General features: G+C 63.6%; 14 protein-coding genes. 10 read left to right on the forward strand and 4 right to left on the reverse strand.

Going from position 1 to position 14,270, the window contains the following annotated elements; translation table 11 throughout:
• Positions 1 to 43 precede the first annotated feature (43 nt).
• Positions 44 to 1,006: a Bug family tripartite tricarboxylate transporter substrate binding protein gene (locus GJW30_RS12520; protein WP_096355797.1), complete on the forward strand. Its 963-nt coding sequence runs from the start codon at positions 44 to 46 to the stop codon at positions 1,004 to 1,006.
• Between the two features lie 3 nt (positions 1,007 to 1,009).
• Here GJW30_RS12520 and GJW30_RS12525 read toward each other — a convergent pair whose 3' ends face one another.
• Complete coding sequence (locus GJW30_RS12525) at positions 1,010 to 2,008, reverse strand: KpsF/GutQ family sugar-phosphate isomerase (RefSeq protein ID WP_096355799.1); 999 nt, start codon at positions 2,006 to 2,008, stop codon at positions 1,010 to 1,012.
• A gap of 140 nt (positions 2,009 to 2,148) precedes the next feature.
• On the opposite strand from GJW30_RS12525, the gene GJW30_RS12530 reads away from it, so the two are divergent.
• The 3 genes from GJW30_RS12530 (at position 2,149) to GJW30_RS12540 (ending at position 5,995) form a co-directional block, all read left to right on the forward strand.
• Positions 2,149 to 3,948, forward strand: a complete 1,800-nt coding sequence (locus tag GJW30_RS12530) for a GGDEF domain-containing protein (RefSeq protein ID WP_096355801.1) — start codon at positions 2,149 to 2,151, stop codon at positions 3,946 to 3,948.
• Between the two features lie 145 nt (positions 3,949 to 4,093).
• Complete coding sequence (locus GJW30_RS12535) at positions 4,094 to 5,683, forward strand: outer membrane beta-barrel protein (protein ID WP_157746752.1); 1,590 nt, start codon at positions 4,094 to 4,096, stop codon at positions 5,681 to 5,683.
• Between the two features lie 69 nt (positions 5,684 to 5,752).
• On the forward strand, positions 5,753 to 5,995 hold the full coding sequence (locus GJW30_RS12540; RefSeq protein ID WP_096355805.1) for a hypothetical protein: 243 nt from the start codon (positions 5,753 to 5,755) through the stop codon (positions 5,993 to 5,995).
• A 15-nt stretch (positions 5,996 to 6,010) separates the two neighbouring features.
• Here GJW30_RS12540 and galU read toward each other — a convergent pair whose 3' ends face one another.
• Positions 6,011 to 6,889, reverse strand: a complete 879-nt coding sequence (gene galU / locus GJW30_RS12545) for a UTP--glucose-1-phosphate uridylyltransferase GalU (protein WP_096355807.1) — start codon at positions 6,887 to 6,889, stop codon at positions 6,011 to 6,013.
• A gap of 254 nt (positions 6,890 to 7,143) precedes the next feature.
• On the opposite strand from galU, the gene GJW30_RS12550 reads away from it, so the two are divergent.
• Entirely contained in the window at positions 7,144 to 8,475 is a 1,332-nt protein-coding gene (locus GJW30_RS12550) for a lytic murein transglycosylase (protein ID WP_096355809.1), read from the forward strand.
• 9 nt (positions 8,476 to 8,484) lie between these two features.
• Here GJW30_RS12550 and GJW30_RS12555 read toward each other — a convergent pair whose 3' ends face one another.
• Positions 8,485 to 9,162 (reverse strand): TerC family protein, encoded by a 678-nt coding sequence (locus GJW30_RS12555; protein ID WP_096355811.1) that lies wholly within the window; start codon positions 9,160 to 9,162, stop codon positions 8,485 to 8,487.
• A 42-nt stretch (positions 9,163 to 9,204) separates the two neighbouring features.
• Positions 9,205 to 9,537, reverse strand: coding sequence for a hypothetical protein (locus tag GJW30_RS12560; RefSeq protein ID WP_130364438.1), 333 nt, complete (start codon positions 9,535 to 9,537; stop codon positions 9,205 to 9,207).
• 164 nt (positions 9,538 to 9,701) lie between these two features.
• Here GJW30_RS12560 and GJW30_RS12565 point away from each other — a divergent pair, with 164 nt between their 5' ends.
• The 5 genes from GJW30_RS12565 (at position 9,702) to GJW30_RS12585 (ending at position 14,219) form a co-directional block, all read left to right on the forward strand.
• Positions 9,702 to 10,013: a helix-turn-helix domain-containing protein gene (locus GJW30_RS12565; protein WP_197703726.1), complete on the forward strand. Its 312-nt coding sequence runs from the start codon at positions 9,702 to 9,704 to the stop codon at positions 10,011 to 10,013.
• Positions 10,014 to 10,047: 34 nt separating this feature from the next.
• A complete protein-coding gene (locus GJW30_RS12570) occupies positions 10,048 to 10,437 on the forward strand; it encodes a hypothetical protein (RefSeq protein ID WP_096355817.1) in 390 nt (129 codons plus the stop codon).
• A 70-nt stretch (positions 10,438 to 10,507) separates the two neighbouring features.
• Entirely contained in the window at positions 10,508 to 12,310 is a 1,803-nt protein-coding gene (locus tag GJW30_RS12575) for a M3 family oligoendopeptidase (RefSeq protein ID WP_096355819.1), read from the forward strand.
• Positions 12,311 to 12,597: 287 nt separating this feature from the next.
• Entirely contained in the window at positions 12,598 to 13,974 is a 1,377-nt protein-coding gene (locus tag GJW30_RS12580; protein WP_096355821.1) for an ABC1 kinase family protein, read from the forward strand.
• Positions 13,975 to 14,066: 92 nt separating this feature from the next.
• Positions 14,067 to 14,219, forward strand: coding sequence for an aa3-type cytochrome c oxidase subunit IV (locus GJW30_RS12585; protein ID WP_096355823.1), 153 nt, complete (start codon positions 14,067 to 14,069; stop codon positions 14,217 to 14,219).
• The last annotated feature ends 51 nt before the right edge of the window (positions 14,220 to 14,270 follow it).

The following is a 14,270-nucleotide window of genomic DNA, read 5'->3' on the forward strand; positions in this document are numbered from 1 at the left end:
AAAGCACCGGCACGACCGGGCGAAAAGAAAAAGGGAGACGTCGGTGAGGCACTGGCTATCGATCGTTTGCGGCGTCGCGACGCTGCTGGGCACGCTGCCTGCCGCCGCGCAGACATATCCCAATCGCCCGATCACGCTCGTCGTCCCGTTCGCGCCGGGCAGCGGCACCGACGGCGTCGCGCGCGTCGTGATGCCGCGTATCGAAGCGGCGCTCGGTCAGACCATCGTCATCGACAACAAACCGGGTGCGACCGGCACGATCGGCTCGGCCATCGTCGCGCGCGCCGCGCCGGACGGCTACACGCTGCTGCTTGGCGGCGTCTCGTCGCACGCGGCATCACGCGCGCTCCTCAAGCACGTGCCGTACGATCCCGTGAAGGATTTCGTCGCCATCGCGAAATTCGGCGTCTATCCGTTTCCGTATCTGGTGCCGAAGGATCTGCCGGTCAAAACGCTCAGCGAGTTCGTCGCGTATACGAAGGCGAATGCCGGCAAGGTCTCGTATGCTTACGCCAATGCCCCGGGCCGTATCTCGGGCGAGGCTCTGCGCCGCCACCTCGGTGCCGACCTGACGGCGGTGCCGTATCGCGCGAGCCCGGCTGCGATCACGGATCTCGTTGCGGGCCGCGTGCAGATCATGGTCGTCGATCACACGACGGCGCTGGCGCAACTCGAAGGCGGCAACATCCGCGCGCTTTCGACGACGACGCAGGAGCGCAGCGCGCTGCTGCCGGGCGTGCCGGGATTGCGCGAGCAGGGTTACGGTTGGCTCGAGCTTCAAGCGTGGGTCGGTCTATTCGCACCCGCCGGGACACCCGACGCAATCGTGCAGCGCTTCCGCACGGAGCTGTCGAAAGCACTTGCCGAGCCGGATCTGATCGCGAAACTTGCGGCTGTCGGCTTCGAGGCCGCGAAGGAAGACCCGGCCGAGTTTCCGAAGAAGCTCGAACAGGACATCGCGATTTGGAAGCAGCAGGCCGAGGAAGCCGGCATCAAGCCGGAGTGACGCTTAAGTCACGCCTGCGCGGAGCAGGCCGTGGATGTGCACGATGCCGATCGGCGCTTTGTCCTTGGTGATGAACAGCGCGGAGATTTTCGACTTGTCGATGATCTCAACAGCCTCGCTGGCGAGAATGTCGGGAGAGATTGTCTTCGGCGCGCGCGTCATCACATCGTCGACCGCGACTGTCATCAGGTCCGGCCGCATGTGACGGCGCAGGTCGCCGTCCGTCACGATGCCGACAAGATGTCCGTTGCCGTCGACGATGCCGACGCAGCCGAAACCTTTCGCCGACATTTCGACGAGCGCGTCCGACATGCGTGTGCCGAGCGGTTTGAGCGGAAGCTCGGCGCCGGTGTGCATGAGATCGCGCGCGAATTTCAGCATCGCACCAAGCTTGCCGCCCGGATGCAGCACCGAGAAATCGACCGCCGAGAAACCGCGGCTCTCGAGCAGCGCGACCGCGAGCGCATCGCCGAGCGCGAGCTGCATTAACGACGACGTCGTCGGCGCGAGATTGTGCGGGCAGGCTTCGCGCGCTTTCGGCAGCGTCAGGCATACATCCGCAGCCGCGCCGAGCGCCGAGTCGGGCTCCGCCGTCATTGCGATGAGGCCGATCGAGAAGCGCGCCGCGTAGCTGATGAGGCTTTTGAGTTCCGCCGTCTCGCCCGACCACGACAGCGCGACAATCACGTCGTCCGGCGTGATCATGCCGAGATCGCCGTGGCTGGCTTCCGCCGGATGAACGAAGAGGGCAGGCGTTCCGGTCGACGACAGCGTCGCTGCGATCTTGCGGCCGACGTGACCCGACTTGCCCATGCCGGTGACGACCACGCGGCCGCGCGCATTGCGGACAAGGTCGACGGCCGCCTCGAAGGCCGGCCCGAGTCCGCTCCGCAGTGCTGCAACCAGTGCGTGTATTCCGCTCGCTTCCGCCTCGAGCGTGCGCTCCGCGGAGTCGAGAATCTGCCGATCGGCCACCAGCTTGTCCGTCCTTTGCATGCGCATCGCGATATCACGGCTCCGGCTGCACGGCCATGCTCGGAATGCCGATACTACCGGGGCTTGTGATTCACCACTTAGCAGGACTCCCGGTTTAAAATACCTCCCATTGCATAAGAAATAATTCCGATAATGGATTTTGAACAATGGATACGGACCGTTTGGGCCGGCTGCAGTGGGCCGGTGGCGCCGCCATAGTTTTAGGGTGCCTTGTCTTAGGGCTCTTCCTCGTTTTCGAAGCCCGCAGTGATTGCACGCAATACAAAGCCGCCGGAGAGGCGCTCTCGCACCATCACGTTGCGACGCGTCTCACGCACGCGATCTCGGCCGAGCGCGCGATGTCTGCGCTGTCGGCGATCGATCCCAATCCGGATACGGCACGCACGATCGTGACGCGGCGCGATCGCACGGACGCGGAGCTTGGCGTGTTCAAGCAAATGCTCGTTGCGAGCTTTGGTGCGCAGGGCGAGCTGCAGGCGCTCATGCAGCGGTTGGAGGATCGCCTCGGCAACGCGCGCGACACCGTGAATGGCGTGATCGCCCTGCCGATCGATCAGCGAGCGAATTCTCATGTCGCCGATGTGATCGGTGCAATGTTCGCGGTTTGCGACATCATGTCGGGATTACGCGACAAGATCGGCCAGGCCGTCATCAAGTCTTCGCCGGATGTCACGAGCGACATCCTGCTTGTGACGACCGCCAGCGCGTTGCGCGAGCAGGGCGGCAGGCTCGGTGCGTCGGTCGTTCTCTATCTGGCGCCGTCCGAGAAGGAACTCGAGCGCGGCGCGGTGCGCGAGTTCGACGAAGCTATCGGACGCATCGCTGTGCTGCTGAGCTCACTGACCGGAGTTCTCGGTCCGGCCTTCGGCGACGCGGATGTCGAGCGCGCCGCGAGCGAGATGCAGAACCTGTTTGTCGCGACGTCGGTCCCTCTTGCAACGCAGATTGTGCGCGGCGAAGCGAAAGCCGTTTACACGTCGAAAAGCTTCGCCGACGCCTTTATCCCAGGGCTTTATGCAATCGAGAAGGTGTTCGAGGCGATTGCGAATGCGTCGCGCCGGAAGATCGAGGCCAAGCGCGATGCCGCGTACCGGAAGACGGTGCAGGCCGCGATTCCGACCGGCGCTATGCTCGTGATTTCGCTGGCCGTTGTGTCGATCTTCCGTCGCCGCGTTTTTCAGCCGCTGGCCGGGGCGCAAGAGCAGATCGAAGCGATTGCGCGCGGCGATCTTGCGCATGCATCGTTCAAGTCGAAAGTGGCGAGTGAGCTGCAATCTCTGTTTCCCGGTCTCGCGCTCGTGCGCGACAATCAACTCCAGCTCGAACGCGATCAGCAGCGGATCAGCGACCAGTTCGACCGCCTGTCGGAAACCGACCAGCTTACCGGTTGCTTGAACCGCGTCGCGTTCTTGCGGCGGGCAAAGCGTGTCGTCGAAGCGGCCAACGCAAAGGAGATCGCGCTCGCAATCGTCGTCTTCGATATCGACGAGCTGAAATGGGTCAACAGCGCCGGCGGCTACGTCGCGGGCGATGAGACGCTCAAGAAGACCGCCACCGAACTCGGGCACTATATCGGCGAGGGCGATCTCTTCGCACGCTACGGAGGCGACGAGTTCGCGATGCTGTTCGCGGCGCGGGACCGTTATTCGGCGCTCGCGACCGCCGAAGCGATGCGCCGGCATATCGAGAAGTCGCTCGTGACCTTCGGCGGGACCAAAACCACCGCAAGCTTCGGCATGGCGTTCCGCGCCTGCGACTCGGGGCTTGGGCTAGAGCAACTGATGGCGACGGCGGAGCGGCGGCTGGTCGCCGCCAAGGCTCACGGCCGCAACTGTGTCTGCGCCGGCGACGATGACGCACCGGCGACCGCGACATTGCCGCTGGGCAAGCCGCGAAACCGCCCACGAAACGACAGGGCGCAGGCCGCCAGATCAACCCGGCGTTAACCATGCTCATTCTATCACCATTAACCATAGGGCTCCTGCGCCACGCGGGAGCGGGGGCCCGTGGAGAGCATTTGTGCGTTCGGAGTGGCAACGACGCGTGTTCTGGCTCGGCCTCGTGGGGGCGGGAGCCCTGACGGCTGCGCTGATGGCGTCCGATGTCCAGGCGCAGGTCCGCCTGCGCGGCACGACGTCCGCAACCGACGACGACCCCGATCAGCTTTACCAGCGCCGTCCGCAGCAGCGCCGCGATGGCCGCCGCCAGACGCCGCCGCGCTCGCCCAGCGCCGGCCGCACCGGTTTCAACTCATCGAACGTGACCGATCCTGCGGCTATTCCGGGCGCCAGCGGTTCGACCTTGCCGCCGCCGAGCCAGAACGTGCCACGCGCGGTGCCGCGCCGTGTCGCTCCGCCGCCGTCGACGACAGCCGACTCACGTCCGGGACGCCGCAGCGGAATTGCGCCGCAGCAAGCAGGGCGCATCGGCGCATCGATCACGCCGCTGCCTCCCGGCATCGCGACGCCGCTCATACGCCCGCGCCGTCCGCAGGACGACGCCGATCCGTTCGCGCCGGTCGGTATCCGCGCCGGCTCCTTCACGCTACGGCCCGCCTTCGAGGCGACGACCGGCTACGACACCCAGCCGTCGCGCTTCCCGGGCGGCAAGGGCGCGTGGTTCTACACGCTCGCGCCGGAACTCGTCGCCAATTCGAACTGGTCGCGGCACGCGCTCGATGCGGATATTCGCGGCAGTTACATCGACTATAACGGCCAGCCGTTCCTCAATCGGCCGAACATGGAGGCGAGGCTGCGTGGCCGCATCGACGTGACGCGCGACACCACGGTGAATATCGAAGCGCGCGACTTGCTCTCCACCGACTATCCGAACAGCCCCGATCTCAATCCGGATCCGAACGTGCCGTCGCCCGCGCTGTCGCGACTGCCGATCCGCAATACGATCGGCGGCGATCTCGGCGTCGTGCAGCGATTCAACCGCTTCGAGGTGGGCCTCAAGGGCAGCATCGACCGTACCACCTGGCAGGATTCCGAGTTCTCCAACGGAACCACCGCCAGCAACGAGTCGCGCAACTACAACCAATACGGCGTCGCGCTGCGTGCGGCTTATGAGCTGACGCCCGGCGTCAAGCCGTTCGCCGAAATCGCTTACGACAAGCGCGTTCGCGACATCGAGATCGATCCGTTCGGATTCCGCCGCTCGTCCGACGGCGTGACCGGCAAGATCGGTACGACGTTCGAAATCAGCCGGAAGCTCACCGGCGAAGTCTCGATCGGCTACATCACGCGAACTTACAAGGACGCGAACCTGCCGGAACTGCGCGGCGTTATCGCGGACGCATCGCTGATCTGGTCCGCGACGGGTCTCACGACCGTGCGCCTCACCGCGCGCTCGACCGCGGACGAAAGCGCCGTCGATGGCGTTGCGGGTGTTCTGCGCCGCGATTACGGCATCCAAGTCGATCACGCTTTCCGCCGCTGGCTGATCGGCACCGCGCGCTTCGGCTACGGCGAAGACGACTATATCGGCCAGTTCCCGCTCAACAACACGCTCGTAACGCGCTTCGACAAACGCTACCTCGCCTCGATCGGGCTGACGTATCGCGTGAACCGCAGCGTTCAGATCAAGGGCGAGCTGCGCCAGGAGTGGATGCGCTCGACCTATCCGGGCGTCGACTACACGGCAACCGTCGCCTTGGTTGGACTGCGGCTTCAGCGCTGACGTGAATTTGCCTTCGCGGTTGCGCAATTCGCGCGGAATTACCGCGCAATTGGCTGCGACATCGGTGGCATGAAAACGTGTCTGATCATCGCGGCCGCGATCGTGTGCCTCGCGCCGCTATCGAGCGCGCAGGCCGAAGTCCGCTTCGGCCGCAACGTCTATATCGGCGGCCATAACTTCTCGCATCAGACCTACGGACCGAAGCGAAAGCTGCGCGTGCATCTTTATGACCGCCAGCCACGCAATGCGGGCTGCAAATGGCAAACGGGCCGCCATTCGGCGACCCGTGTGTGTCATCTCAAGGGGCGCTAAGCCGGAATCAGAATCTCAGGCTTTGCCGAGAAGCTTCTGAATCTCGTCGCGGAATTGCTTCGACACCGACTTGTCGGCAAGCGCGTAAGCCGCATTCGCCATCAGAAAGCCGAGCTTCGACCCGGTGTCGTAGATTTCGCCGTCGAAGCGATAGCCGAAGAAGTCTTGGCTTTTGGCGAGCGTGAGCATCGAGTCCGTAAGCTGAATTTCGCCGCCCGCGCCGGCGCCTTGCTTGGCCAGCAGGCCGAAGATTTCCGGCTGCAGAATGTAGCGGCCCGAGATCATGTAGTTCGACGGAGCGTCCTCGACCTTCGGCTTCTCGACCATCTCGGTAACGCGGAAGCCCGGACCTTTAGCTTCGCCGACGCCGACGATGCCGTATTGGTGGACCTGCTCGCGCGGCACTTCGGAGACCGCGATCACGTTGCCGGCGGATTCTTTGTAGACGTCCATCATGCCGGCGAGGGCGCCGCGCTTGCCGAGATGCAACATGTCCGGCAGCAGTAGCGCGAACGGCTCGTCGCCGACGATATCGCGCGCGCACCAGACGGCGTGGCCGAGCCCGAGCGGCTCCTGCTGGCGCGTGAAGCTGGTCTGACCGGCCGCCGGAAGGCCAGCCGCGAGAATTTCGATCTCGGTTTTCTTGTTGCCGCGTTTGGCAAGCGTCACGTCGAGCTCGAACTGTTTGTCGAAGTGATCTTCGATCGAGCCTTTGTTGCGGCCCGTGATGAAGATGAAATGCTCGATGCCGGCTTCGCGCGCTTCCTCGACCACATGCTGGATCACCGGGCGGTCGACGACCGGCATCATCTCTTTGGGCACGGCCTTGGTGGCGGGAAGGAACCGGGTGCCGAGACCGGCGACGGGAAACACGGCTTTGCGGATGGGCTTCATGGAGGTCCGTTGAAATCCGTTGAGAGCAGTGGGAGGGGGAGGCTCGGTAGATCACGCGAACTTTAAGAAACTGAGTCCAAGCGGTTCAAGCGATTCAGACATTTGCCTGTACCGGAAACGTCTTATCGCCGGATGCGACGGCACTGTGGTGACCTGTCGCAGTCTGATTGCGGGGCCAGGATCGTTAAGCCAACCGTAAGGGTAATGACGGCCTAATCAACCCCTCGGTGTTCTTGTTTTTGCGTGAGTATCTGATGTCGCGTTTGCGTGATTTTGCCTTGTTGTCCGCCGCCTTGTCGTTGAGCTATCCGGCATCCTCCGCGGCCCAAAATACCGGTGCGTCCCGTTTTACAACCGGTTCCGTCACGCAATCCGCTCCGGCACCTAAGCCACCGGCCGTCTGGAGCGGCCAATCCGGCGCATCCGGTCACCCGCTGATGACCGCACAGGCGATCCGCCAGTCGGCCGCAAGTTTTCCTCAATGCATCGAAGGCCTGTGGCCGGCCGCGCATAAGCGCGGCATCACCCGCGCGACCTTCGACGCCAATCTGCGCGGCGTGACGCCCGACCTGAAGATCATGGACTTCATGGACGCGCAGCCGGAGTTTACCAAAGCGTTCTGGGAATATCTCGACGTTCTCGTCACCGAAAGCCGCATCCAGAAGGGGCGCGAGATGCTCGCACAGCATCGCGCGACCTTCGACAAGGTCGAGCGGCAATACGGCGTTGACCGTCATATCATCGCGGCCATCTGGGGCATCGAGTCGAACTACTCGACCCGCATGGGCGATCGCCCGGTCGTCCGCTCGACCGCGACGCTCGCCTGCGTCGGCCGTCGTCAAGAATACTTCCGTGAGGAGTTGCTCGCTGCGCTCGAGATCATCAATCGCGGCGACGTGCGCGCCGATCTGATGCGCGGCTCGTGGGCCGGCGCGTTCGGTCCGACGCAATTCATGCCGACCGCCTTCAAGCGTCACGCCGTCGACTTCGACGGCGACGGTCATCGCAACATCATCGAGACGCCGGCCGACCTCTTCGCATCGACGTCGAACATGCTCAAGAAGAGCGGCTGGCAGACCGGGCAAGGTTGGGGCTACGAGGTCGTCGTCCCGCAGCGCTTCAACTACATCATGGCGGATCGTTCGAAGCAGCTCACGATCGCGCAGTGGGAAAAGATGGGCCTGCGCCGGGCCGGCGATCGCCCGTTCCCGAACCCGAATGCGAAGGCTTACCTGACGGTGCCGGCTGGCGCGCGCGGCCCGGGCTTCCTGATGGCCGGCAACTTCCTCGCCATCATGAAATACAATCCGTCAGAGGCTTACGCTCTCGCCATCGGACATCTCGCCGACCGCCTGCGCGGCGGCGGTGCTTTCGTCCAGGCTTGGCCGCAGGACGAGCAGGTGCTGTCGCGTTCTGAACGCCTCGAATTACAACAGCGTCTCGTCAGCCGCGGCTTCGATGCCGGATCGGACGGGCGCTTGAGCCACAAAACCCGCATGGCCGTCATCAGCTATCAGGCTTCCGCCGGGCTAACGCCCGACGGCTTTGCTTCCGGATCGCTGCTTCAGCGGCTGCGCGGGCGCTAAGCGCCTGCGCTAACCACCACCGATCCCGAGCGAGCCCGCCCAGGCTCGCGCGAACGGTGCGACTTCGAGCGAGCCGCGATAGATCATCTCGACCGCGACATAGAGAATGATCGCGAGGCCGACGTAAGCGATCCAGCGGTGCTTCTGCAGCAGGTTCGCGATGTAGCTGGCGGCAAGACCCATCAACGCAATCGAGAGCACGAGACCGAACACCAGAATGTACGGGTGTTCGCGTGCAGCGCCCGCAACCGCGAGCACGTTGTCGAGCGACATCGAAACGTCCGCGATAAGGATTTGCCACGAGGCTTGAGCGAACGTCTTTTGCGGCGGGCCACCGCCATGCATTGTCGCGGAGCCGTCCGGGTTGACGGAGAAGTCGCCGCCGGCTGGCTCCGGCACCTGATGGCGCAACTCGCGCCACATCTTCCAGCACACCCACAACAGCAGCAGTCCACCGGCGAGCAGCAGGCCAACGATCGAGAGCAGTTGGGCGGTGACCGCCGCAAAGCCGATACGCAGCACGGTGGCTGCCGCGATGCCGACCAGGATCGCGCGTGCGCGCTGCTCTTTCGGCAGTCCGGCCGCAGCGAGGCCGATAACGACCGCATTGTCGCCGGCAAGAACTAGGTCGATCATAATGACTTGGGCGAGTGCCGTGAGGGCGGGGCCGGTCATCCATTCAAACATCGGTATTCTCCAAACATGAACAGCGGAAAGCGTCGCGAGCCGTTACGGCTTGCGTTGCGCTTCGAGGATCGGAATGACTTCGGAGGGATCGCTCATGAGAGCAGCGACGATGCCGAACAGCGTCAGCGCGCCGGCGACGTCCCAATAGGTGACGTCGTTACCGGTGCGCGGCGCTTGCCGCCGCCACGCGAAGAGGGCGACACTCATCGCCGCAGCGATCAGAAATGTGCTCAGCACCGGCAGCACGAGCGGGCGCGGCAACGTCCAAAGGACGGTCGCGGCAGTAGCGGCCAGAGCGATCGAAAGGATCGCCGCCAGCAGTCGCGGGCCTTGATGACGCGTTTGTGAACCAGCGACAGGCAGTCGAACTGGCATCGGCTCCTCCCCCGATACCTGCGCGGCCTTCAGCACCAAACTTAAATGTGCTACGCAGAAACGCGCGCAGGTCTATGCACTAAAGACATGTGCAGTAAGTTTGAAACTAGTAATGCAAGAACGGTGCAGGGATCAAGAGGGTTCCACCCTTGGGAACGTCGTCGATGCATTTTCATAAGGCTGCGCCGGAGGCCAAAATCCTCCGGAAAAATGCCGGTGCGTGGCTAAAACAGCTGCGCAATCACGCCGGTTTGTCCCAGGTGGAACTCGCCCAGAAGCTGGGCCTCAAGTACTATACGTTTGTGTCGCAGGTCGAAAACGGCTTCGGCCGCGTTCCGACTGAGAGCATGGAAGCTTGGGCATTGGCGCTGAATGTGGAGCCCAGCGTTTTTGCCCGCCAACTTGTGGCGTTTTACGATCCGGAGCTCCACCGCCTCCTGTTTGAACAGAAAGACGATGAACGTACTCCCATTTAGACGAATCGAAGCGCAGGGCTTCAGCGAGGCCGAGATGGCCACCTTGAGCGCGATCTATGCGCCGGCGACCGCCAGCGGCATCGTCGCAAGTCTCGAATTCGGCGAGACGGAACTGGGTGAACCGCAGGCATATTTCGTCGGCATGGCGCCGGATCACGACTGCGTTCTGTGCGTATCGCGCGTTGCCGGCCGCTACATCGTCGAGGACGGAGCAGGGCAGGTCGTCGCCGACAAGGTGGGGCTGCGCACGCTCGGCGAGAGCGCATCGCGCGCATTGCGGGCCGGCAAGGCCGGGATGATCGCGCAGGTCGCGGGTCTTTGGTACGCGGCGCGTGAATTCTTCGAAGAGAAGGTCGAGCCCGTGATGGCGGAAGCGACAGAAGTCGCCACGCATTTCGCGCCGCAGCTGGCCGCATTGGTCTGATCGACCGCACCTCAGGTTCCGTCGCGTCCTTGCACGCGACGGCGCGGTGACTATTGTGCGCCCTTCGTGAATGGAAGGCGCTCTTATGACGAAGTCGGCGGCCGATCTCGGCACACTCCCGGAATGGAATCTCGGCGATCTTTACCCGGCCTATGACTCGCCGGAGCTCAAGCGCGACCTCGCGCAGGCCGAAACCGATTCGATCGCATTCGAGACCGACTACAAGGGCAAGCTAACGTCGCTTGCGACATCCGGGAAACTCGTCGACGCGGTTCGCCGCTACGAAGCGCTGGAAGATCTGCTCGGCCGCCTCGGGTCCTATGCCGGTCTCTTTTATGTCGGCGACACGCGCGATCCCGTGCGCGCGAAATTCTATGGCGATACGCAAGAGCGTCTGACCAATGCGTCGATGCATTTGCTGTTCTTCGCGCTCGAACTCAACCAGCTCGACGAAGCCGTAGTCGAAGAAGCGCTAAAAGGCGAAGCGCTCGCGCATTATCGCCCGTGGCTCGAGGATATCCGCAAGGAAAAGCCGTATCAGCTCGACGACAAGCTCGAGAAACTCTTCCACGAAAAATCCGTCACCGGATACTCGGCATGGAATCGCTTGTTCGACGAGACGATCTCGGGACTACGCTTCGATGTCGACGGACAAGAACTCGCGATCGAGCCGACGCTCAATCTCATGCAGGACGCCGACGGCGCGAAGCGCGAAGCTGCCGCGAATGCGTTGGCGAAGACGTTCCAGCAGAACCTGCGTCTCTTCTCGCTGATCACGAATACGCTCGCGAAAGACAAGGACATCTCGGATCGCTGGCGCGGTTTCCAGGATGTCGCCGACGCGCGGCATCTGTCGAACCGTGTCGAGCGTGAAGTCGTTGACGCGCTGGTCGAGAGCGTGCGCGAAGCCTATCCGCGCCTGTCGCATCGCTATTACAAACTCAAGGCGAAATGGTTCGGCAAAGAGGTTTTGCCGCACTGGGATCGCAACGCACCGCTGCCGCTGGTGCCGATGCGCACGTTCGGTTGGAACGAAGCGCAGGACACCGTGCTGTCCGCCTATCGCGCGTTCTCACCGAAGATGGCCGATGTCGCGCAGCGCTTCTTCACGGATCGCTGGATCGACGCGCCGGTGCGCCCCGGCAAACAGCCGGGCGCATTCTCGCATCCGACGGTACCGTCGGCGCACCCGTATGTGCTGCTCAACTATCAGGGCAAGCCGCGCGACGTGATGACGCTCGCGCATGAACTCGGTCACGGCGTGCATCAAGTGCTCGCTGCGCCGAACGGCGCGCTGATGGCGCCGACGCCGCTGACGCTCGCCGAAACCGCCAGCGTGTTCGGCGAGATGCTGACCTTCAAGGCATTGCTCGGCACCATCACGGACCCGGTGCAACGCAAGGCGCTGCTCGCCGGCAAGGTCGAGGACATGATCAACACGGTCGTGCGGCAGATCGCCTTCTATTCGTTCGAGCGCAAGCTTCACCTTGCGCGCAAGGACGGCGAGCTGACGCCGGACCAAGTCGGCGAATTGTGGATGAGCGTGCAGGGCGAAAGCCTCGGCCCCGCCATCGAGCTGCGCGAAGGCTACGAGACCTTCTGGGCCTACATCCCGCATTTCATTCACTCGCCGTTCTACGTCTACGCCTACGCGTTTGGCGATTGCCTCGTGAACTCGCTCTACGCGGTCTACGAGAACGCGTCCGACGGCTTCGCCCAGCGCTACCTCGCGATGCTGTCGGCCGGCGGCACCAAGCACCACTCGGAACTCCTGAAACCCTTCGGCCTCGATGCCCGCGAGCCGAAATTCTGGCAAGGCGGCCTCTCTGTCATCGAGGGCATGATCGCCGAACTGGAGGCGATGGAGGGGTAGGGCGATTGCAGCTTTTGCCGAATGCGGGAGAGGGCGGCCCATCGCACGGCTGTCATCCCGGACGGCGAAAGGCTGCGCGAAGCGCGGCCGCAGCCGAGCCGGGACCCACGTATCCCTGCGGGCGATTGGGGTACGTGGGTCCCGGCTCTCGCGACGCGCAAATGCGCGTCATGCTCGGCCGGGATGACGTTTGAGTTTGGTCCGCCCGTACAGTGGCTTGGGCGCAGCCCTACCGCTGCCGCTATCGCGAACATAGATTGAAGGGGTCCGCCAACCGAGACCCCTGAATGACCGACTCCGAACGCAATCGTTTCTCGGCCCGCGCGGCGCGCTATGCGCGGGTCGGCGCCAATGTCGGGGGAGTGGCGGCGCGGATCGCCGGGGCGCGTTTGTTCGGCACCGGCCTCGATCGCGGCAAGAACGCGAACGAACTCGCGGCGGCGCTCGGTGGCCTGAAGGGCCCGATCATGAAGGTCGCGCAGTTGATGGCGACCATCCCGGATGCGCTGCCGCCCGAATATGCCGAGGCGCTCGGCACGCTGCAGAACAACGCGCCGCCGATGGGTTGGGCTTTCGTCAAGCGCCGCATGATGGCGGAGCTGGGCGCCGGCTGGCAGGAAAAATTCGCCGAGTTCGAACACAAGCCGGCGGCTGCCGCTTCGCTCGGCCAAGTGCACCGCGCCGTGTCGCTCGACGGCGCGCGTCTCGCCTGCAAACTCCAATATCCGGACATGCAGTCCGCCGTCGAAGCGGACCTGCAGCAGCTCGACTGGCTGTTTGCGATCCATCGCCGCATGGATCCCGCGATCGATACGTCGGAGATCGCGAAGGAAGTTGCTGCGCGCGTCCGCGAAGAACTTGACTACCGTCACGAGGCGAAACACGTCGCGCTCTACCGCAGCATTCTCGCCGGGCAAGATCTCGTCCGCGTTCCGAACGCGTGGCCGGAGCTATCGACCGGTCGTCTGCTGACGCTCGACTGGCTCGACGGCACGCCCTTGCTCTCGCACAAGGACGCGGACCTCGAGACCCGCAATCGCATCGGCACCGCGATGTTCACGGCGTGGTGGCTACCGTTCAGCCGCTTCGGCGTCATCCACGGCGATCCGCATCTCGGCAACTACACGGTGTTCGCGGAAGGCGAGGGGAGCGACGCGCGGCCCGGCGGCATCAATTTGCTCGACTACGGATGCATCCGCATTTTCCCGCCGCGCTTCGTGCAGGGCGTCGTCGATCTCTACAGCGGCCTGCGCGACAACGACATGGACCGCGTCGTCCACGCCTACGAGACGTGGGGCTTTAAAGGTCTCTCGCGCGAACTCATCGACATTTTGAACATTTGGGCGCGCTTCATCTACGGGCCGCTGCTCGACGACCGCGTTCGCTCGATCGCCGACGGCGTCAAGCCGTCGCAGTACGGGCGCCGCGAGGCCTTCGAAGTGCACCGCGCGTTGAAGGAAAAAGGCCCGGTCAAAGTGCCGCGGGAGTTCGTCTTCATGGACCGCGCGGCGATCGGCCTCGGCGGCGTGTTCCTGCATCTGCGCGCAGAACTCAACTACTATCGGTTGTTCAACGAGGCGATTGCCAACTTCTCGCAGGAAGCAGTCGCAAAACGACAGGCCGACGCTCTTCTCGACGCAGGGTTGCCGCCCGTAGAGCCTTGATTTTGTAGGCTGATGTATCAGTGCCTGCCGTTGCCCTGCGGCGGCATTTGCGATATTGCCAGACCAGCGAAATCAACAGGACCCAGGGGCACATGGCGGACCACGGTAAGGTCGAGTACGCGACCGCGGAAGGCAACGACTACTCCGAGCACGAGCACACCTACAAACTCTTCATCGGTCTCATGAAGTGGGGCACGATCTTCTGCGTGCTCCTTCTGATTGGCATGGCCTATTTCCTCGTTTGACGGCCCCTTCCGGGTCGGGCACCCTTTGATAATTGGTTTTGAGTGACGGGA

It is taken from the genome of Variibacter gotjawalensis (assembly GCF_002355335.1).
GTDB classification, from domain to species: domain Bacteria; phylum Pseudomonadota; class Alphaproteobacteria; order Rhizobiales; family Xanthobacteraceae; genus Variibacter; species Variibacter gotjawalensis.